The 18456-nt window shown below is 69.8% G+C and carries 19 protein-coding genes and 1 pseudogene; 13 read left to right on the plus strand and 7 right to left on the minus strand.

Annotation, left to right across the window (positions count from 1 at the left end; translation table 11 throughout):
- Nucleotides 1-272: 272 nt before the first annotated feature.
- Together AC07NG_RS05560 and AC07NG_RS05565 are read right to left on the minus strand one after the other, a co-directional pair.
- Nucleotides 273-1781 carry a DEAD/DEAH box helicase gene (locus AC07NG_RS05560; RefSeq protein ID WP_492853733.1) on the minus strand — a complete coding sequence of 503 codons (1509 nt, stop codon included), beginning with the start codon at nucleotides 1779-1781 and terminating at the stop codon, nucleotides 273-275.
- A 425-nt stretch (nucleotides 1782-2206) separates the two neighbouring features.
- Nucleotides 2207-4499, minus strand: a pseudogene (locus AC07NG_RS05565) (putative bifunctional diguanylate cyclase/phosphodiesterase).
- Nucleotides 4500-4917: 418 nt separating this feature from the next.
- Here AC07NG_RS05565 and AC07NG_RS05570 point away from each other — a divergent pair.
- The 7 genes from AC07NG_RS05570 (at nucleotide 4918) to AC07NG_RS05600 (ending at nucleotide 10442) form a co-directional block, all read left to right on the plus strand.
- A complete protein-coding gene (locus AC07NG_RS05570) occupies nucleotides 4918-5814 on the plus strand; it encodes an EamA family transporter (RefSeq protein WP_494592660.1) in 897 nt (298 codons plus the stop codon).
- A 35-nt stretch (nucleotides 5815-5849) separates the two neighbouring features.
- Complete coding sequence (locus tag AC07NG_RS05575; protein ID WP_492853730.1) at nucleotides 5850-6257, plus strand: OmpA family protein; 408 nt, start codon at nucleotides 5850-5852, stop codon at nucleotides 6255-6257.
- A gap of 62 nt (nucleotides 6258-6319) precedes the next feature.
- Nucleotides 6320-6736: a hypothetical protein gene (locus AC07NG_RS05580; RefSeq protein WP_494592661.1), complete on the plus strand. Its 417-nt coding sequence runs from the start codon at nucleotides 6320-6322 to the stop codon at nucleotides 6734-6736.
- A 69-nt stretch (nucleotides 6737-6805) separates the two neighbouring features.
- Complete coding sequence (locus tag AC07NG_RS05585; protein ID WP_494592662.1) at nucleotides 6806-7846, plus strand: beta-eliminating lyase-related protein; 1041 nt, start codon at nucleotides 6806-6808, stop codon at nucleotides 7844-7846.
- Nucleotides 7847-7912: 66 nt separating this feature from the next.
- Nucleotides 7913-8602 (plus strand): hypothetical protein, encoded by a 690-nt coding sequence (locus tag AC07NG_RS05590; RefSeq protein ID WP_492853727.1) that lies wholly within the window; start codon nucleotides 7913-7915, stop codon nucleotides 8600-8602.
- Complete coding sequence (locus AC07NG_RS05595) at nucleotides 8602-9855, plus strand: M48 family metalloprotease (protein ID WP_492853726.1); 1254 nt, start codon at nucleotides 8602-8604, stop codon at nucleotides 9853-9855. The genes AC07NG_RS05590 and AC07NG_RS05595 overlap by 1 nt, the downstream gene beginning before the upstream one ends.
- Nucleotides 9852-10442: a hypothetical protein gene (locus AC07NG_RS05600; RefSeq protein WP_494592663.1), complete on the plus strand. Its 591-nt coding sequence runs from the start codon at nucleotides 9852-9854 to the stop codon at nucleotides 10440-10442. Before AC07NG_RS05595 ends, AC07NG_RS05600 begins: the two co-directional genes overlap by 4 nt.
- A 117-nt stretch (nucleotides 10443-10559) precedes the next feature.
- On the opposite strand, the gene AC07NG_RS05605 is transcribed toward AC07NG_RS05600, so the two are convergent.
- Together AC07NG_RS05605 and AC07NG_RS05610 are read right to left on the minus strand one after the other, a co-directional pair.
- Nucleotides 10560-10901, minus strand: coding sequence for an endonuclease domain-containing protein (locus AC07NG_RS05605; RefSeq protein WP_494592664.1), 342 nt, complete (start codon nucleotides 10899-10901; stop codon nucleotides 10560-10562).
- 147 nt (nucleotides 10902-11048) lie between these two features.
- A complete protein-coding gene (locus AC07NG_RS05610) occupies nucleotides 11049-11384 on the minus strand; it encodes a PRC-barrel domain-containing protein (protein ID WP_494592665.1) in 336 nt (111 codons plus the stop codon).
- Nucleotides 11385-11470: 86 nt separating this feature from the next.
- Here AC07NG_RS05610 and mutT point away from each other — a divergent pair, with 86 nt between their 5' ends.
- Both mutT and AC07NG_RS05620 read left to right on the plus strand, forming a co-directional pair.
- Nucleotides 11471-11899 (plus strand): 8-oxo-dGTP diphosphatase MutT, encoded by a 429-nt coding sequence (gene mutT, locus AC07NG_RS05615; RefSeq protein ID WP_492853723.1) that lies wholly within the window; start codon nucleotides 11471-11473, stop codon nucleotides 11897-11899.
- A gap of 46 nt (nucleotides 11900-11945) precedes the next feature.
- Nucleotides 11946-13352: a family 43 glycosylhydrolase gene (locus tag AC07NG_RS05620; protein WP_494592666.1), complete on the plus strand. Its 1407-nt coding sequence runs from the start codon at nucleotides 11946-11948 to the stop codon at nucleotides 13350-13352.
- Nucleotides 13353-13475: 123 nt separating this feature from the next.
- Here the strand turns inward: AC07NG_RS05620 and AC07NG_RS05625 are convergent, their stop codons facing one another.
- Nucleotides 13476-14387, minus strand: coding sequence for a methyltransferase domain-containing protein (locus AC07NG_RS05625; protein WP_494592667.1), 912 nt, complete (start codon nucleotides 14385-14387; stop codon nucleotides 13476-13478).
- Here AC07NG_RS05625 and AC07NG_RS05630 point away from each other — a divergent pair.
- From AC07NG_RS05630 to AC07NG_RS05645, 4 genes are read left to right on the plus strand one after another with little or no spacing between them, the layout of a single operon-like run.
- The gene (locus AC07NG_RS05630) at nucleotides 14386-15165 is read left to right on the plus strand and encodes a ComF family protein (protein ID WP_494592668.1); all 780 of its coding nucleotides are present in this window, start codon (nucleotides 14386-14388) and stop codon (nucleotides 15163-15165) included. The two genes, AC07NG_RS05625 and AC07NG_RS05630, sit on opposite strands and share 2 nt — an antisense overlap.
- Nucleotides 15166-15194: 29 nt before the next feature.
- On the plus strand, nucleotides 15195-15449 hold the full coding sequence (gene grxC, locus AC07NG_RS05635) for a glutaredoxin 3 (protein ID WP_110120192.1): 255 nt from the start codon (nucleotides 15195-15197) through the stop codon (nucleotides 15447-15449).
- On the plus strand, nucleotides 15446-16270 hold the full coding sequence (locus AC07NG_RS05640; protein ID WP_494592669.1) for a carbon-nitrogen hydrolase family protein: 825 nt from the start codon (nucleotides 15446-15448) through the stop codon (nucleotides 16268-16270). Before grxC ends, AC07NG_RS05640 begins: the two co-directional genes overlap by 4 nt.
- Nucleotides 16271-16285: 15 nt before the next feature.
- Complete coding sequence (locus AC07NG_RS05645) at nucleotides 16286-16720, plus strand: DUF1178 family protein (RefSeq protein WP_494592670.1); 435 nt, start codon at nucleotides 16286-16288, stop codon at nucleotides 16718-16720.
- Here AC07NG_RS05645 and AC07NG_RS05650 read toward each other — a convergent pair.
- Nucleotides 16713-17987: a cation:proton antiporter gene (locus AC07NG_RS05650; protein WP_494592671.1), complete on the minus strand. Its 1275-nt coding sequence runs from the start codon at nucleotides 17985-17987 to the stop codon at nucleotides 16713-16715. The genes AC07NG_RS05645 and AC07NG_RS05650 overlap by 8 nt on opposite strands.
- Before the next feature lie 106 nt (nucleotides 17988-18093).
- Nucleotides 18094-18405 carry a glycine zipper 2TM domain-containing protein gene (locus AC07NG_RS05655; RefSeq protein ID WP_487288085.1) on the minus strand — a complete coding sequence of 104 codons (312 nt, stop codon included), beginning with the start codon at nucleotides 18403-18405 and terminating at the stop codon, nucleotides 18094-18096.
- Between the last annotated feature and the right edge of the window lie 51 nt (nucleotides 18406-18456).

Consider the following 18456-nt stretch of genomic DNA (forward strand, 5'->3'; position numbering starts at 1 on the left):
TGCGGCATGGCGTCTGGTCCCTCCCACCGGCTCCCCTAAAGCCGGGTCCGGGCGAACAATGATCCGACGGCCCAACCGGTTGCAAGGGTCGAGGGACCACCCTGCGCGCAAGCGTCGCAGTACGGGGCGGCCCAGGGTTGTGGTTTTCGTCGCGGGGGCGACCGGGCTCGACCCTGGGGGTGGCCGGGGCATGGCTCAAGGGACGGGCAGGCAAAGAAAAGGCCGCCTTCCCGGAGGAAGGCGGCCGATATCTTCAGGTCAGTTCAAGCCGATCAGTCGATCGGGCTCCAGCGGGTCTCGACCGTCTGGACGCCGCCGCGCTTGGGGCCGCGGAAATCGCCGCCCTGCTTGGCGCCGCCGGCGGCCTGCTGGCCGCCCCGGCCTTGACCGCCGCCGCCCTGGGCGCCGCGACCGCCGTTACGGCCGCCGCCGTTGCGGCCTTCGTTACGACCTTGGGCCTGACGGCCTTCGCCGCCGCCCTGGCCTTCCCGTTGACCGCCGCCCTGGCCGCCCTTGCCTTGAGCGCCGTTACGGTTGCGCTTGCGGCGCAGTTCCGAGGGGACGTTGTTGCGCGGGTCGGCCTTGCGCGGGTCGACGTACTTCTCGGCCGGGGCCAGCTTGTCGGCGACGGCCGCGGCGGCCGCCAGGGCCTTGTCGTTGCGGCGGTCGAAGGACGGGATCTTCTGGCGGGTGGCCTTCTCGATGTCCTTCAGCAGGCTGCGCTCGTCGTCCGAGCAGAAGCTGATGGCGACGCCGTCCTTGCCCTTGCGGGCGGTGCGGCCGATCCGGTGGACATAGGCTTCCGGCACGTTGGGCAGCTCGTAGTTGAAGACGTGGCTGATGTCGTTGACGTCGATGCCGCGGGCGGCGATGTCGGTCGCGACCAGGGCCTTGACCTCGCCGGCCTTGAAGGCGGCGAGAGCGCGCTCGCGCTGGCCCTGCGTCTTGTCGCCGTGGATCGAGGCGGCCTCGATGCCGGCGGCGGTCAGGTACTTGGCCACGCGGTCGGCGCCGCGCTTGGTGCGGGTGAAGACGATCGAACGCTCGACGCTGCGGTCCGACAGCAGTTCGGCCAGCAGCGGGCGCTTGCGCTGGGCTTCGATGTAGATCAGCGACTGGTCGATGCGCTCGACCGTGGTGGCCTGCGGGGTGATCGACACCGAGGCCGGGTCCTTCAGCAGCTCGCCGGCCAGCTTGCCGATCTCGCTGGGCATGGTGGCCGAGAAGAACAGGTTCTGGCGGTCCTTGGGCAGCTGGCTGGCGATCTTGCGGATCGGCACCACGAAGCCCAGGTCGAGCATCTGGTCGGCTTCGTCGAGCACGAAGATCTCGACGCCGCCGAGGGTGGCGCTCTTTTCGCCCAGGTGGTCCATCAGGCGGCCCGGGGTGGCGACGACGACGTCGACGCCGGCGGCCAGGGCGCGCATCTGCGGGCCGTACTTCACGCCGCCGAAGATGGTGGCGACCGAGAGGCCCAGATGCGCGGCGTAGGCCTTGAAGTTATCGGCGATCTGGGTGGCCAGTTCGCGGGTCGGGGACAGGACCAGGCAGCGGAAGCCGCGGCGCGGGGCCGGACGGCGGTCCTCGGCCAGGCGGTGCAGGATCGGCAGGGCGAAGGCGGCGGTCTTGCCGGTGCCGGTCTGGGCGATGCCCAGCAGGTCGCGGCCCTTCATGACGACGGGGATGGCTTGCGCCTGGATCGGGGTGGGCTGGGTGTAGCCCTTGTCGGCCAGGGCCTTGAGGATCGGCTTGGCCAGGCCAAGGTCAGTGAATTGAGTCACTACGGACGTATCTTTCATACGGTCGCGAGACGGCGCGCGCGGTCCTCGCACGGCTCGCCTGGCGGCGGGTCGGTGGGGAGCGCCCCGCGTGATACGGGCGGTCTATGAGAAGCTTTCAGGGCGCTCGACAGGCTGAACCCGCTGGGGTCCGTCACGCGGCTGGAGCACCGATAGCGCCGGCTGGCGCGAGGCTCATATCGGATATTGCAGGTGCGAAGTCAAGGGCGGGCCAAGAAACGCAAGGGGTTGCGGTGGTTTGGCGCACTAGATGCTCTCCCTCTGGGGAGCTGTCGCGAAGCGACTGAGGGGGAAGTGAGCCTCCCTCTCAAATCCGTGAAATCCCCGCGAAAGCGGGGACCCAGGTGTTTTATCGTCGAGCGCTATGCGTTTCAGAAAAAGCCTGGGTCCCCGCTTTCGCGGGGATTTTACGGGAGGGGGGCGAACTCAGTAGCCGCCGTCCCCCTCCGGCCCTCCGGGCCACCTCCCCCAGAGGGGGAGGATCTTCTAGGCGCGGCGTTCTTCGAGATGCTCCCCCGCTGGGGGAGCTGTCGGCGTAGCCGACTGAGGGGGCATCGCCGAGAACGCCACCACCTCCGACAGCCCGCGCGGCGTGGCCGCCTCGACGCCCAGCAGGGCGGCGATCTCCAGCGCCGGCTTGGGGCGGCTGATGAAGTAGCCCTGGATCTCGCCGCAGCCCTGGCGGCGCAGTTCGTGCAGCTGTTCCTCGGACTCCACGCCCTCGGCCGTGGTGGTGATGCCCAGGCTGGCGCCGAGGTCGAGCACGGCCTTGATGATGGCCAGGGCGTCGGCGTCGTCGAGGATGTCGCGCACGAAGGTCTGGTCGATCTTGATCTTGTCGAACGGGAAGCTGCGCAGATAGCTCAGCGAGCTGTAGCCCGTGCCGAAGTCGTCCATCGAGATGCGCACGCCCAGGGCCTTCAGGTCGTGCAGTATGGCGGTGTTCTGGGCGCTGTCCTGCAGCAGGACGCTCTCGGTGATCTCCAGCTCCAGCCGCTCGGCGGCCAGGCCCGAGGCGGCCAGGGCCTGGACCACGGTGGCGGCCAGGCGGCGGTCGCGGAACTGGGCGGGCGACAGGTTCACGGCCAGACGCACGTGCTGGGGCCAGCGGGCGGCCTCGTCGCAGGCGGCGCGCAGCACCCAGTCGCCCAGGGCGCCGATCAGGCCGATCTCCTCGGCCAGCGGGATGAACTCGCCGGGCGAGACCATGCCGCGCTCGGGATGGCGCCAGCGCAGCAGCGCCTCGCAGCCGGTGACGCGATCGGCCTCGAGGTCGAACAGCGGCTGATAGAAGAGCTCGAACTGGCCCTCGGCCAGGGCGCGGCGCAGGTCCAGCTCCAGAGCCCGGCGGGCCTGAAGCTGCTCGTCCATGGCCCGCTCGAAGAAGTGGAACGTGCCCTTGCCGTCGGCCTTGGCGCGGTAGAGGGCCATGTCGGCCTTCTTGAGCAGCTCGTCGCTGTCGAGGCCGTCGTCGGGCGAGACCGCCACGCCGACGCTGCCGCCGATCACCACCTGGTGGCCGCGCAGGTCGAACGGGGCCTCCAGGGCCTCGACGATGCGGGCGGCCAGGCGCGTGGCGCCGGTCAGGTCGTTGAGACCGGTCTGGACCACGGCGAACTCGTCGCCGCCCAGGCGGGCCACGGTGTCGCCCTCGCGCACGCAGCCCCGCAGGCGTTCGGCGGCGGCCTTCAGCAGGGCGTCGCCGACCGGATGGCCCAGGGTGTCGTTGACCACCTTGAAGCGGTCGAGATCGACGCAGTGCACGGCCACCAGGTCCTCGCGCCGCGCGGCGCGGGCCAGGGCGTCCGACAGGTCCTTCTGGAACAGCAGGCGGTTGGGCAGCTCGGTCAGCGGGTCGTAATGGGCCAGGCGCGCGATCTGGGCCTCGGCCCGCTTGCGCTCGGCGATGTCCTCGGAGATGCCCAGCAGGTATTCGGGGCGGCCATCGGCGTCGAGAATGGCGATCTTCTTGGTGCGCAGTATGGCGGTCGCGCCGTCCTTGCGGGGGATCAGGTCTTCCTCGATCACCTTGATGTCGCCCGAGCGGATCACCTCGGCGTCGCGGGCGTGATAGATCGCCGCCTGGATCGGGTCGTAGAAGTCGTCGTCGGTGCGGCCGATCATCTCTTCGCGGCTGTAGCCGAGGATCTTCTCGCCGGCCCGGTTGAGCAGGACGTAGCTCTGGTCGTCGGCGCGCTTGACGAACACCATCGAGGGAATGGACTCGACGACCGCGCTCATGAAGGTGCGGGCGCGCTCCTCGTCGGCCTTGGCCTCGGCGAGAGCGTGCAGGTTCTGGCGGTTGGTCTCGCTGGTGGCTTGCAAGAGGCCGATCACCGTGCCGACCCCCAGATAGCGGCCGCCGTCGGTGACGATGAAGCCGCGCAGCAGGTCGGACGCCCGGTAGGACAGGCTGTCGCTGGTGAAGGCGGCCAGCTCGACGTCGGCCTCGACGACCAGCGGCTCCGAATCCATCAGCACCTCGATCGGCCGGTTGGCGTAGAGGGCCCGGCCGTACTCGGCCGCCATCCGCAGGAAGAAGGCGTTGCGCTCGACCAGGCCCACGGGCCGGTCGTCGGCGTCCAGCACCGGGACGATCAGGGTGTCCGGCTCCTCTCGGAACCGTTCGTACAAGGTCTTGCCCAGGTCTTCCGCCCGCGCCGGGGCCAAGGAAGAAACCGTGTCGCGCAAGGTGAACATCGGAATACGCCCTCCACTCGCGAGGGGGAATGACCGTTTCACACCTAACGAGGTGCTAAACTTGACCGTGTGGACTGCGGGTTTCGCGAAAACTTCATGACGGTGTCACAGTGATTGCGGGCGCGTTTACTGTGAGGATGCGGGTTGAATATTCAGTGGTCGGACGATACGGCGCGCGCCTTGTGGCGACCACGTACACCTCATCCGTCAAATCCCCGCGAAGGCGGGGACCCAAGCCGACTTTCCGCCGCGAACCGGCTGTCCGGACGGAGCGCTGAATTCAGGCACGGTCGCCAGTTCGGCTTGGATCCCCGCCTCCGCGGGGATGCACGGAGAAAAAGGGGGCGCTTCTGGCCCAGCCGCCGGTTCCCTCCAGCATTTCCAAGGCCTAGTTAGCGGCCGTCCGAGGAGTGCCCCCATGCCCAGTTCCCTGCCGCTTCGCCATTTCCTTCTGGCCCTGGCGGTGGTGGCGGTGTGGGGCACGAACTTCGTGGTCATCCGCCAGGCGCTGAACCACCTGCCGCCGCTGACCTTCGCCACCCTGCGCTTCACCCTGGTGCTGCTGCCGCTGGTGTTCTTCGTCAAGAAGCCGGCGGTGTCGTGGCTCAACCTCGCCGGCTACGGCCTGCTGATCGGCGCCGGGCAGTTCGGCCTGCTGTTCGTGGCCATGAAGGGCCACATCTCGCCGGGCCTGGCCTCGCTGATCCTCCAGACCCAGGTGTTCTTCACCATCGCCCTGGCCATGCAGATCAATCGTGAGCGGGTGCGGGGCTTCCAGATCGTCGCCCTGCTGCTGGCCGTCGTCGGGATCACGATCATCGCCGTCCATGGCGGCGGCTCGGCCACCCCGCTGGGCGTGGCGCTGGGCCTGCTGGCGGCGCTCAGCTGGGGTTGCGGCAACATCGTCGCGCGCCAGGCCGGGCCGGTGAACATGCTGGGCTACGTGGTCTGGGCCAGCCTATTCTCGATCCCGCCGCTGCTGGTCATGGCCCTGTGGCTGGAAGGCCTGCCGGCCATGGTCAAGGGCGTGACCGAGGCCGGCTTCGGCACCTGGCTGGCCGTCGCCTGGCAGGCGGTGGGCAACACCATGTTCGGCTACGGCGCCTGGGGCTGGCTGCTGGCCCGCCACCCGGCCGCGACCATCACGCCGATGGCCCTGCTGGTGCCGGTGTTCGGCATGAGCGCCTCGGCCCTGCTGCTGGGCGAGGGCCTGCCGGGCTGGAAACTGCTGGCGGCGGGGCTTGTCCTGGCCGGCCTGGCGGTCAACATGCTGTGGCCGAAGATCCGGGCGCTGCGGGCGGCTCAGGTCGTCTGAACGGGGCGGCCTGAGGGCGGCTTCGAGGGGGAGCGATGAAGCGGAGAGACGTTCTGGCCCTGGCGGCGGGTCTGTCCGGCCTTGCCGTGACCAGGGCCGCAGCCACCTCCTGGCCCATCCCCTTCACCATCGTCTATTTCAAGCCCGGCGGGTATGAGATCGATCAGAGGAGTGTCGAGGACATTCCTGAGTTGGCCGCCAGGATGCTCGATCCGGCCGAGGGGAGTTTCGGCGGACGGATCTCCGTCAAGGGCCATGCCGACGGCGTCGAGCTGAAGGCCGGGCTGAAGCGGCTGGCCCTCAACCGCGCCCAGGTGGTGGTCGAGACGCTGGTGGCCGCGGGCGTGCCGCGCCGACGGTTCTTCATCGAGGTGGCGGCCGAGCCGATGTATCCGAACGACAAGGCCGACCAGCGCAACTGCATGGCGATGGTCGCCTGGTAGCACGACGCCGACTTGACGTCAGGTTGTGCGCGCCCGACCTTCACCGTGAAGAGGAGGGGCGCATGCAGCGACGGGTATTCATCATCGGCGCGACCGGGTTGGTCGCGGCGCCGGCGATCGCGGCGGCCGAAACGGGCTGGAGCAAGCCGTTCCCTGTCCATTTCAAGCCGGGGCGGGGCGATTCCGAGGGCATGGACTGGCAGGATATCCAGGCCGCCGTCCATGCATTCCAGAACCGTCCGAACCCCCGCAACGGCGACTCCGTCCGCGTCTCCGGCCACATCGACGAGGCCGAGCGGCTGCAGGGCTTCAGGGATCTGGCGCTGCAGCGGGCGCAGTTCGTCGCCCTGGAGTTCGGTGAGCTCGACAAATCGCCGGGGCGGGCGAGGCCGCGGCGGGGGCTGGGCCTGGTGGTCGATGTCGCCGGTCCCTCGGCCGACAATCGCGTCGCCCTGGTCTCCTGGCGCGTCAAGGCTTGAGAAGACCGGCCTTGAAAAGGCGACGCCGCCCCGGCATCGAGGCGGCGTTCCTTTCCTGAGTGATCGCCCATGACCGCCGCCCGCTATGACTTCGCTTCCGACAACGTCGCCGGGGCCATGCCCGAGGTGATGGAGGCGCTGGTCGCCGCCAACGCCGGGACGGCGTCGGGCTATGGGACGGACCATGTCAGCCAGGCGGCCGGCGATCGCATCCGCGCGGCGCTCGACGCGGACGCCGAGGTGAAGTTCATGCCGTCGGGTACGGCGGCCAACGCCTTCGCCCTGACCTTGCTGGCCTCGCCGCACGAGGCGGTGCTGGCCCACGAGCACGCCCACATCTGCACCGACGAGACCGGCGCGCCGGGCTTCTTCGGCCAGGGCGTGGGCCTGATCGGCCTGCCGGGCGCGTCGGGCAAGATCGAGCTTTCCGCGCTGGAGGCGGCCTTGGCCCAGCCCGACGTCTCCTACCGCCAGCCGGCCGCGGCCCTGTCGCTGACCACGGCCACCGAGTACGGCACGGTCTATTCGGAAGCCGCGCTGAAGGCCTTGATCGATCCGGTCAAGGCCAAGGGCTACGGCGTGCACCTGGACGGCGCGCGGCTGGCCAACGCCGTGGCGGCCGGCTTCGACCTGAAGGCGGTGGGGCGCCTGGGCGTCGACATTCTCGTCATGGGCGGCACCAAGGCCGGCTCGACCCCGACCGAGGCGGTGGTGTTCCTGAACCCGGCCCATCGCCGCCGCCTGGACTCGCGGATCAAGCACGCCGGCCAACTGGTCTCCAAGGGCCGGTTCCTGGCCGCGCCGTGGCTCGGTTTGCTGGACGAGACCGGCGGGACCGGCCCCTGGGCGGCCCGCGCGGCGCACGCCAACGCCATGGCCCAGAAGCTGGCGGCGCTGATGCCCTATCCGATCCTGCACCCGGTGGAGGCCAACGGCCTGTTCGTCGACATGAGCGACGCGGCGCTGGATCGGCTGCGCGGCGAGGGCTGGTTCGTCTACCGTTTCCTGGACGGTTCGGCCCGCTTCATGTGCTCGTGGGCGACCACCTCGGAGATGGTGGAGCAGCTGGGCGCCGCTCTCGCCAAGATTGCTCTCGACGAGCCCGCATAGCAGCGCTATGCGTGCGAGGGACTGTTTCGGGGTTGAAACAGTCGGGGGCATATCTGGGGGCTCACCGTGTCCGTTTTCCGTAGCGTCGCCGTCACGGCGTGCCTGTTTCTGGCCGCCTGCACCACGACCAACACCCGTCTCGCCGACAAGTCGCCGACCAAGCCGGCGGCCGGCGCCAAGATCCTGATCGTCCAGCCGGACATCGAGCTTGGCCTGCTGACCGTCACCGGCATCCAGGAGGCGCGCGCCGACTGGTCGACCCAGGCGCGCGGCAACATCAAACGCGAACTGGAAGAGGCCGCGACGGCCAAGTCGCACGTCTTCCGCTCGCTGGATCCGACCTCCGTCGAGGACCCGCGCGCCCTGCAGCTGCTGCGCCTGCACGAGGCCGTCGGCAACTCGATCCGCGGCTTCAACTACGGCCTCTATTCGCTGCCGACCAAGAAGAGCTTCGACTGGACGCTGGGGAACGGAACCCAGACCCTGGCCCAGGCCTATGACGCCGACTACGCCCTGTTCACCTACGGCCGGGGCGCCTATTCGAGCGGCGGCCGCAAGGCGGCCATGGTCGGCGCGGCCCTGCTGGGCGTCAGCATGCCGATGGCCCAGCAATACGCCTTCACCTCGCTGGTCGACCTGAAGACCGGCAAGGTGGTGTGGTTCAACGTCGCCGTGGCCGGCACGGACTCCGACATGCGCTCGCCCGAGGGCGCGGAGACCTTCGCCAAGGCCCTGCTGAAGGACGCGCCGCTCTGATGCCCCGCGTCCTTCGCCCCAGGGCGAAGGGCCTGGCCCTGCTGGCCGCCGCCGTCCTGGCGGTCGCGCCGGCGGGAGCCCAACCCCGCGCCCCGCACCTGCGCCCGACCGACACCTCCGACGAGGGCGGCATCTGGGCGCTGTCCGAAAAGGCCGAGCTGGCGGCCCGCCAGTCGGTCGAGCGTAACCGCGACCCGGCGCTGAACGCCTATGTCACCGGCGTCGTCGCCAAGCTGGCGCCCGAGTACCAGGGCGACATCCGCGTCTATGTGATGGACCGGCCGTTCTTCAACGCCCAGATGGCCCCCAACGGCTATGGCGAGGTGTGGTCGGGCCTGCTGCTGCGGGTGCAGAGCGAGGACGAACTGGCCTTCGTGCTGGGCCACGAGGTCGGGCACTTCGCCGAGAACCACTCGATCGAGGCCTACCGGACGCTGAAGGCCCGGCTGGGCGCGACCATGGCCGTGCAGTTCGCCGTGGCGGCGGTGGCCATGGGGGCGGCGGTCAACGCCGGCTCGGCCCAGGGCGCCAATGACATCATGCGCGCGGCCGGGGCGCTGAACGACCTGCTCTATCTGGGCCAGCTGGCCGCCTATTTCGGCTATTCGCGCGAGAACGAGGTCGAGGCCGACGGCCTGGGCTTCAAGCGAGCCGTGGCCGCCGGCTACGACCCGGCCGCCGGGGCGACCCTGTGGCGCTCGCTGATCGCCGAGACCGGATCGTCGAGCTTCAAGCGGGTGCGCGACCAGGAAGCCCGGTCCAACATCTTCAGCACCCACCCCGTCAGCAGCGAGCGGGTCAAGGCGCTGGACGACCTGGCCGCCCGGACGCCGACCAAGGCCTCCACCGCCGATCGCAAGGCCTATCGCGCCGTCATCCGCCCGCACCTGGCGGCCTGGCTGAAGGATGATTTGCGCCGGCGCGACTACGGCCAGAGCCTGGCCTTGATCGACCGCCTGGCGGCGCAGGGCGAGGACCAGGGCCTGCTGACCTTCTATCGCGCCGAGGCCTATCGCCAGCGACGCGGGGAGGGCGACCTGGAACTGGCCCGCAAGGCCTACGCCCAGGCCGGGACCTATCCCGACGCCCCGGTCGCCGCCTGGCGCACCCTGGGCGACCTGGCCCTGCAGGCCGGCGACCGCCCGGGCGCCAAGACCGCCTACGAAACCTATCTCGCCCGCGCCCCCCAGGCGCAGGACCGCTGGCTGGTCGAGGCCAGCCTCAAGAAACTCTCCGAAGGAAGCGCGACATGATCCGCACCAACGTCGTTCGCCTGCTGGCCGCCTCCGCCCTGCTCATGAGCCTGTCGGCCTGCGTCAGCGTCACCTCGGCCCCGGCCGGTCCCTACAAGATCGGCACGGCCACCGTGACCCTCGGCCACGAGTGGTCGGACATCAGCGCCATCATGTTCGCCCGCCCGGCCAAGGTGCGCCTGCTGTCGATGGACGGCCCGCTGCTGAACCGGCTCTACGTGACCGACGGCCTCGCGCCCGGCGAGTTCATGGTCAAGCCGGCCGCCAAGGAGCGCCCGACCCCGACCTATCGCGCCGGCATGGCCCCGACCGAGCTGGTGGAGTTCGTCACCGACAGCGTCGCGGCCCTCGACTACCAGCGCGTGGAGACCGACAACCTGCGCCCGGCCAAGGTGGGCTCGGCCGACGGCCTGCGCTTCGACCTCAAGGCCAAGACCAAGGAGGGCCTCGACATCTCCGGCGCCGCCCAGGTGGCCGAGGTGAACGGCAAGCTCTACGTCGTACTGTTCCTGGCCCCCAGCGAGCACTACTTCGCCGCCGAACTGCCGGAAGTGGAGACGGTGCTGGGCTCGGTGAAGGTGGGGTGAGAGGAGCGGAAGGGCCAACTTCGGTTCGCGGCCCTAGTCGGACGTCGCCACAAACCGATCCCTCTCTCTTAGAGAGAGGGAGGGGCCCGCCGCCGCAGGCGGTGGGAGGGTGAGTGGTTACGGCCTGGCCGATCGGAGCGCGGCCAGGATGTCGTCGGCTGTCCCGCTGGGATCGGCCAGGACACGCTCGTTGTTGAACCGCAAGACCACGTACCCAAGCTGCTCCAACGTACAGGTGCGGTGATCGTCATAGTCTTCACGGCCGTCATGAGCGGCGCCGTCGAGTTCCACGATCAGCTTGCCCGCCTCGCAAATGAAGTCCGCGAAATAGCGGTCGATCGCAATCTGCCGCATGAACTTGAAGCCTGAGAGGCGGCGGTTGCGGACGAGGGTCCAGAGCGTCTTTTCCGCCAGGGTCTGGCGCTGGCGAAGGCGGCGGGCGTAGGCGGTCCTGTCCATGCCCAAAGCTTCGGCATGGCCGTCCTGTGTTCTCAAGCAGAGGAATTGGGATTTTCCTGTGAGCGGCGAAACCACTCACCCTCCCACCGCTTCGCGGCGGGCCCCTCCCTCTCTCTAAGAGAGAGGGGTCATAGGGAGCTCAAACTGCTACCCCTCGAAATACCGCTCCACCTGTTCGGCCCAGCCGTGGGAGGGCTTGGCCAGCTGGTCGCGGTCGTAGGCGGGGCTGTCCTTGAAGCGGTCCTTGGTGATCTCGACGGCGTAGGCTTCGGCCTTGTCGTCGAAGGTCAGCACGCGCCAGGGCAGGGGATGGTACTTGCCGCCGGTGAACAGGCCGGCCGGCTCGACGGCGACATAGCGGCCGATGCCGGCGTCGCGGTCGACGAACACCTCGCGGATGACGCCCAGCTTGTGGCCCTTGGCGTCGGTGACCGGCGTGCCGATCAGGTCGCCGCTCTTCACCAGACGATCGTCGACGGCCATGGGGTTCCTCCTTTGAATAGCCCAAGGGCAACGCCCCATGCGCGGCGGGAGTTGCCAACCCCGGCGAAGCCCGCGATGGATCGGGCATGAGCACGCCTGTCGCCCCGCCTACCGACCGTCCGATCGTCCTGGTCGCCGCCGCCGCCCTGATCGACGTCGACGGGCGGGTGCTGATCTGCCAGCGCCCCGAGGGCAAGTCGCTGGCCGGCCTGTGGGAGTTTCCCGGCGGCAAGGTCGAGAAGGGCGAGACGCCCGAGCAGTGCCTGATCCGCGAACTGCACGAGGAGCTGGGCATCACGGTCGCCCAGGCCTGCCTGGCGCCCTTCGTCTTCGCCTCGCACACCTACGAGACCTTCCACCTCTTGATGCCGCTCTATCTGCTGCGGCGCTGGGAGGGGCAGGTGACGGCCAGGGAGCACAAGGCGATGGCCTGGGTGAAGCCCGCCCAGCTGTCGGACTACGACATGCCGCCGGCCGATCTTCCGCTGGTCGCCTGGCTGCGGGATGTGCTTTAACTCAGACAAATAGCGCGAAGGCGCGAAACGTCCGAGGAAACGAGCGGTGACTTTCGACTTGCAGCCTTCGCGGCGCCTGATGCTGGCGGGGGCCGGGGCCCTGACCGTTTCTGGAGCCGCCGTCGCCGCGCCCGCTTCGGCCGGACCGCTGCTCAATCCCGTCGTCCGCCAGCGGGCCGACGCCCAGGTCTTCAAGCACACCGACGGCTTCTACTACCTGACCGGCTCGGTGCCGGAATACGACCGGCTGATCATCCGCCGGTCGCGCACCCTGGCGGGGCTGGCCACGGCGCAAGAGGCGGTGATCTGGCGCAGGCCCAAGGAAGGCAAGCTGGGCGGCTATATCTGGGCGCCCGAATTGCACTGGCTCGACGGCGACTGGCACATGTACTTCGCCGCCGGCGACGCGGGCGAGCCGTTCCACATCCGCACCTATGTGCTGCGCTGCCAGGACCGCGACGCCCTGTCGGGCCGCTGGAGCCTGCTGGGCCAGTTGCAGACGCCTTGGGACACCTTCACGCTCGACTCCACGGTCTTCAGCCACAAGGGCGTGCGCTACATCTGCTGGGCGCAGACCGAGCCGGGGATCAAGACCAACAGCAACCTCTACCTGGCCCCGCTGGCCACGCCCCTGACCCTGGCCCGGCCGCCGGTTCGCCTGACCGTGCCGACGCTCGACTGGGAGACCCGGGGCTACAAGGTGGCCGAGGCACCCGCCGCCTTGATCCGCAACGGCCGTGTGTTCATCGCCTATTCGGCCAGCGCCACCGACGACCGCTACTGCCTGGGCCTGCTGACCGCCGACGCGGACGCCGACCTGATGGCCGAGGCCTCGTGGAGCAAGTCGCCGGTCCCGGTCTTCGTCTCGTCGGAGGAAACCCGCGTCTGGGGGCCTGGCCACAACTCGTTCACGGTGGACGAGCAGGGGCGCGACGTCCTGGTTTTCCACGGCCGCGACTACAAGGCGATCAAGGGCAACCCCCTGTTCGACCCCAACCGCCACACGCGGGTGCAGCGGCTGTACTACAAGCCGGACGGGACCCCGGACTTCGGCGTGCCGGCCGGGGCGGGCGAGATCCCGGACCGGTTTTCGCCGGTTGATCGGCCGGGGGCGTTCCTGCGCTATGAGGGCGATGTGGTGAGCGTGGGCGACGGGGCGCTGGCGACGACCCAGTTGCGTCAGAAGCTTGGGCCGCACGGCCAGGTGACGCTGGAGCCGATCCTGCGACCGGGTCATGGCCTGCGGATCGAGGGCGACAAGGTCGTGGCCGCGCAGCCCGATCCTCTCGCCGATCGCGCGGCGGACTTCGTTCGGGTGAAGGGCCTGGCCGGCAAGGGCGTCTCGTTCCGGGCGCGGAAGGGCGGCTATCTGATGCACCGCGACGGGGCGGTGGTGGTGGCGCCGGCCACGGACGCCAAGGCCCGCGCGGCGGCGACCTGGCTGGTGAGCTGAGGTTCGGGGTAGACCCCCTCAGTCGCTCCGCGACAGCTCCCCCAGAGGGGGAGCATCTGCTGAACTAGATCCTCCCCCCTCTGGGGGAGGTGGCCCGGAGGGCCGGAGGGGGTCTTCGCCGCCTCAGCCCGCCTTGTCACCCGCCGGCTGTTCCTTCACCCCCAGCGCATCGGCCAGCCGCATCTTGGCCGAGCCGGGCCGCAGGGGTTTCTGCTGGCTCGCATGCGGCGCCCAGCCGGTGGCGGTGACGATCTCGAAGGTCGCCGGCACGCGGCCGTCGGCTTCGGCGAAGCGCTCCTGGTAGATCTCCAGGGCGCGGAACAGCACCTTGCGGCTCAGGGGCTTGCGCGAGCGGTCGAGCAGCACGCTGGTCTCGCCCATGCGGCGCAGGTCCTGAAGCAGCGCGATCGGGTGGCCGTAGCGGACCTTGACCCGGTCGACATCGGCCACCGGCAGGGTGAAGCCGGCGCGTTGCAGCAGGCCCGCCGCGTCGACCGTGTCGGCGAAGGGCGAGACGCGCATCGAGACGCCGCCGGCGATCTCGTCCTCGGCCGCCATCAGCGATTGGCGCAGTTCGGTCAGGGTGGCCCCGCCGAACAGGGCGCCGATGAACAGGCCGTCGGGCCGCAGGGCGCGGCGGATCTGGATCAGGGCGCCGACCAGGTCGTTGGTCCAGTGCAGGGCCAGGGTGGAGACCACCAGATCCAGCGTCTCGTCGCCGAACGGCAGGCGTTCCTCGTCGGCGACCACGGTCGGGCCGCCGCGCCCGGCCAGCATGCGGGCCGAAAGATCGGTGTCGATCAGCAGGCCGATCTTGGCCGCCGCATCGCTTTCCGACAGGGCCTGGCGGAAAGCGCCGTCTCGGCTTCCGAGATCGACGGCGACCGGAAACTCCCGCAGGATCGCCTCCAGCCGCATGACGGCGTCACCGGCGGCGCGCGCCTTCAGGAAGCCGGCCTGGCCGAAATGGGGCGCGGCGCGGTTGAGGCGGGCTCGGAGAAGGTCGCGGTCGAAGAGGAGGGGCGAACTGGTCATGCGGGCGGAACATGGCGATTTCCTTGCGCAATGGAAACCCGGCCCGCGCCTGACGGGGATCGGAAGGGGCCTGCTCGACCTGATCCTGCCGCCGCGCGCCTTCGACGGCGAGCCGGCCCTGACCTCCGGACTGTCGGCCGGGGCCTGGAGCCGTATCGTCTTTCTCGACGGGCCGGTCTGCGACGGCTGCGGCGCGCCGTTCCCGTTCGACCAGGGCGAGCCGCTGTGCGCCCTGTGCCTGGCTCGGCCCCGGACCTTCGCGCGGGCCCGGGCCGCCTGCCTTTACGACGAGCACTCGCGGGATTTGATCCTGAAGCTGAAGCACGCCGACCGTACGGACCTGTCGGGCCTGTTCGCCCGCTGGATTTCGCGCGCCGCGCCCGACCTGCTGGAAGAGGCCGATGCGGTGGTTCCCGTGCCGATGCACCGCGCGAGGCTTCTGCGCCGCCGCTACAACCAGGCCGCCGAGATCGCCCGGCCCCTGGCCCGCACGGCGGGGCGGCTCTATCTGGCAGACGCCCTGGTGCGCAGGCGAGACACCGCCAGCCAGGGCGGCAAGTCGGCCGACGGCCGCCGCCGGAACGTCGCCGCCGCCTTCGCCGTGCCCGACCGCAAGCGCTTGCTGGTCGAGGGAAAACGGGTGCTGCTGGTCGACGACGTGCTGACCACGGGAGCCACCGCCGAGGGCTGCGCGCGGGCGCTGCTGGCGGCCGGAGCCTCGGCTGTCGACCTGACTGTCGTCGCGCGCGTTACAGAAATGCGAACCCGTCCTATATGAGGGCTGGAATCCGAGCTTTTGGAACCGACATGGCCAAGGTCACCATCTACACCCGTCCCTTCTGCGGCTACTGCGCCCGCGCCCTGAAACTGCTCAACGACAAGGGCGCCGACTTCTCCGAGATCGAGGCGGGCATGGATCCCAAGCTGCGCCAGGAGATGATCGACCGCTCGGGCCGCGCCACCTTCCCGCAGATCTTCGTCGGCGAGCAGCACATCGGCGGCTGCGACGACATGATGGCGCTGGAGCGCGAGGGCAAGCTCGACCCGCTGCTGGCCGCATGACCACGGTCCGGGTCGGCCTCGTCCAGACGCGTACGCCGGCCACCCAGGCCGCCGCGCTCGAGCATGTCGCGCCGCTGGTGCGGCAGGCGGCCGAGGCGGGCGCTGCGTTCATCCTGACGCCCGAGGGCGTCAACGTGCTGCAGAAGGACAAGGAGAAGCTGCTGCCGACCCTCGTCCCGCTGGAGGACGACGTGGTGGTGCGCGGCCTGCAGGCCCTGGCGCGGGAATACGGCGTCTGGATCGACGTCGGCTCGGCCCTGGTGCTGCGCGAGGACGGCAAGGCGGCCAACAGGCAGGCCGTGATCGACCCGAGCGGCGCGATTGTCGCCACCTACGACAAGCTGCACATGTTCGACGTGCAGCTGCCGACTGGAGAAACGGCGCGGGAATCGGCCGTCTACACCCCCGGAGAGCGGGCGGTGGTGGTCGACACGCCCCTGGGCCCGACCGGCCTGACCATCTGCTACGACATGCGTTTTCCGGCTTTGCACCGGGCTCTGGCCCTGGCGGGGGCGAAGGTGATCACCGCGCCCGCCGCTTTCACCCGTCCGACCGGCGAGGCCCATTGGGACATCCTGCTGCGCGCCCGGGCCATCGAGACCGGCTCGTTCGTCATCGCGGCGGCGCAGGGCGGTTTCCACGAGGATGGGCGCGGCACCTGGGGCCGCTCGATCGCCATCGGCCCTTGGGGCGAGGTGATCGGCATGCTTGACCATGACGAGCCGGGCGTGCTGATCGCCGATCTCGACCTGGCGGCCGCCGACAAGGCGCGCGCGGCCATCCCGGTCCTGACCAACGCCCGCGACTTCGTCGGGCCGTGAGCCCATAATGACGTCATGATCAAGTACGCCCTCGCCTGCGATCACGAACATGAGTTCGAAGGCTGGTTCGGCTCGTCGGGCGACTATGACGACCAGGCCGCCCGTGGCCTCGTCGAGTGCCCGGTCTGTGGCTCGACCGGGGTTCGCAAGCAGATCATGGCCCCCGCCGTCGCGGGGACGAAGGCCCAGCGCTCCGCGCCCGAGCCGGATGCGAAGATGCGCGAGATGATGATGACCGCCATGAGCGAGGTGCGCCGCGAGGTCGAGGAGAACTTCGACTATGTCGGCGACCGCTTCGCCAAGGAGGCGCGGGATATCCACGAGGGCAAGTCCGAGGAGCGGGGCATCTATGGCGAGGCCTCGCCCAAGGAGGTGAAGGCCCTGCTGGAGGACGGCGTCAAGGTCGCCGCCCTGCCGCCCGCGCCGCCGAAGAAGACGCAGGTCAACTAGGCTCGCCGCGTTCCTTGGGTCCCATGAGGCCGGCGCCGCGCCGCCAGTCGTCGACCCGGCGCATCAGCGGCGTGGCGGTCGCGCCGTGGATCAGGATCGAGACCAGGACCACGAAGCCGGTGATCGCCCAGAGCCGCGACCAGTCGTCGAACGGTCCGTGGTTGAGGGCCCAGGCCAGGTAGTAGAACGAGCCGATCCCGCGGATCCCGAAGAACGAGACGATCGCCCGTTCGCGGCGCGAGTGCGGCGCCCACAGCAGGCCGATCCAGCCGGCGAGCGGCCGCACGACAAGCAGCAGCGCCAGGCCCAGGCCGGCGTCCTTCCAGGTCAGGGGCGCCAGCAGCCCGCCGCCGATCGCGCCGCCCAGCATGACCAGGACCAGCATCATCAGCAGGCGCTCCACCTGTTCGGCGAAGTCGTGCATGGCCTCGTGGAACTCGTGGTCGCGCTCGGTGGCCCGCAGCGCCAGGGCGGCGATGAACACGGCGAGGAAGCCGTAGCCGTGGGCCGCCTCGGCCACGGCGTAGGCGAACAGGGTCGCTCCCAGCGCCACCAGGCCGTCGCCCGTGCCGGAGAGGCGCGCGCGGGGCGCTTTGAAGGTGATCCAGCCCAGGGCCTTGCCGACCGCCCAGCCCACGGCGATCCCGGCCGCGATCCGCCAGGCGACGTCGACGGCCAGCCAGTGGCCCAGGCGCTCGGCGGACAGAGGGCCGCCGCCGGCCGCGGCTGCCACGGCCAGGTGCACGAACGGAAAGGCGAAGCCGTCGTTGAGCCCCGCCTCGGAGGTCAGGGCGAAGCGCGCCTCGCCGTCCTCGCCCGAACGCGGCGGCCCGACCTGCACGTCGGAGGCCAGCACCGGGTCGGTCGGGGCCAGGGCCGCGCCGAGCAGCAGAGCCGAGGCCAGGCCCAATCCAAGTCCGTAGACGCCGATCAGCGTCACGCCGGCGATGGTCAGGGGCATGGTGATGGCGATCAGCCGCCAGGACGAGCTCCAGGCCTTCCAGCCGAGGCGGCGGTCGATCTTCAGCCCCGCGCCCATCAGCGAGACCAGCACGACCAGTTCGGTCAGCCGCTCGGTCAGGGTGGAAAAGCGCAGGGGATCGGGCCGGAACGGCAGGCCGCCGGCGTGGAACACCACGACGCCGATGACGACGCAGAGGATGGCCAGCGACAGGGGCAGGTTGCGCAGCGCCATCGGCAGCCAGGCGACCAGCAGCACGATCACGCCGACGCCGAGGAGAAACAGGATGTAGGGGTCTAGCGCCATCGTGCTCCAACGCGCCGGGAGGCGAAGGGAAACGAAAAAGGGCCCGTCCTTACGAACGGGCCCCTCGACCTTTCGAAGCGGCTTGCCGCCGCTCGTCGCTTCCGGCTTAGCGGTAGCGGTACTCGTAGTGGCAGTTCTTCTTGGAATTGTGCTTGGCGATCTGGTTGCCGGCGACCGCGCCGACCACGCCGCCGAGGATCGCGCCCTCGGTCTTGGCGCCGTTGCCGGCCACGGCCGCGCCGAGCGCGCCGCCGCTGAGGCCGCCGATCACGGTGCCCTTGTTGCGCGACTTCTTGGTGCTCTTGCAGACCAGCACGCGTTCGCGGCGCTGCTGGGCCTCGGCGACGGTGACGGCGACGGTGGAGGCGGTGAAGGCCAGGCTCACCGCGACGATCAGGGTTTTCATTTGGGCGCGCATGGCGACCTCCGTTGAGAGTGTTGTTCTATGTCCCTTGCGGGGGATAACGCC

This window comes from Caulobacter sp. GW821-FHT10C03, from assembly GCF_059415485.1.

Bases quoted from the DNA above. Each gene is read 5' to 3' on its own strand.
- AC07NG_RS05580 (WP_494592661.1), top strand. From the start codon at position 6,320: ATGCAGCGACGGGTATTCATCATCGGCGCGACCGGGTTGGTCGCGGCG.
- grxC (WP_110120192.1), top strand. From the start codon at position 15,195: ATGGCCAAGGTCACCATCTACACCCGTCCCTTCTGCGGCTACTGCGCC.
- AC07NG_RS05655 (WP_487288085.1), bottom strand. From the start codon at position 18,405: ATGCGCGCCCAAATGAAAACCCTGATCGTCGCGGTGAGCCTGGCCTTC.
- AC07NG_RS05645 (WP_494592670.1), top strand. From the start codon at position 16,286: ATGATCAAGTACGCCCTCGCCTGCGATCACGAACATGAGTTCGAAGGC.
- AC07NG_RS05575 (WP_492853730.1), top strand. From the start codon at position 5,850: ATGAAGCGGAGAGACGTTCTGGCCCTGGCGGCGGGTCTGTCCGGCCTT.
- mutT (WP_492853723.1), top strand. From the start codon at position 11,471: ATGAGCACGCCTGTCGCCCCGCCTACCGACCGTCCGATCGTCCTGGTC.
- AC07NG_RS05570 (WP_494592660.1), top strand. From the start codon at position 4,918: ATGCCCAGTTCCCTGCCGCTTCGCCATTTCCTTCTGGCCCTGGCGGTG.
- AC07NG_RS05595 (WP_492853726.1), top strand. From the start codon at position 8,602: ATGCCCCGCGTCCTTCGCCCCAGGGCGAAGGGCCTGGCCCTGCTGGCC.
- AC07NG_RS05610 (WP_494592665.1), bottom strand. From the start codon at position 11,384: ATGGCCGTCGACGATCGTCTGGTGAAGAGCGGCGACCTGATCGGCACG.
- AC07NG_RS05625 (WP_494592667.1), bottom strand. From the start codon at position 14,387: ATGACCAGTTCGCCCCTCCTCTTCGACCGCGACCTTCTCCGAGCCCGC.
- AC07NG_RS05585 (WP_494592662.1), top strand. From the start codon at position 6,806: ATGACCGCCGCCCGCTATGACTTCGCTTCCGACAACGTCGCCGGGGCC.
- AC07NG_RS05630 (WP_494592668.1), top strand. From the start codon at position 14,386: ATGCGGGCGGAACATGGCGATTTCCTTGCGCAATGGAAACCCGGCCCG.
- AC07NG_RS05605 (WP_494592664.1), bottom strand. From the start codon at position 10,901: ATGGACAGGACCGCCTACGCCCGCCGCCTTCGCCAGCGCCAGACCCTG.
- AC07NG_RS05600 (WP_494592663.1), top strand. From the start codon at position 9,852: ATGATCCGCACCAACGTCGTTCGCCTGCTGGCCGCCTCCGCCCTGCTC.
- AC07NG_RS05640 (WP_494592669.1), top strand. From the start codon at position 15,446: ATGACCACGGTCCGGGTCGGCCTCGTCCAGACGCGTACGCCGGCCACC.
- AC07NG_RS05650 (WP_494592671.1), bottom strand. From the start codon at position 17,987: ATGGCGCTAGACCCCTACATCCTGTTTCTCCTCGGCGTCGGCGTGATC.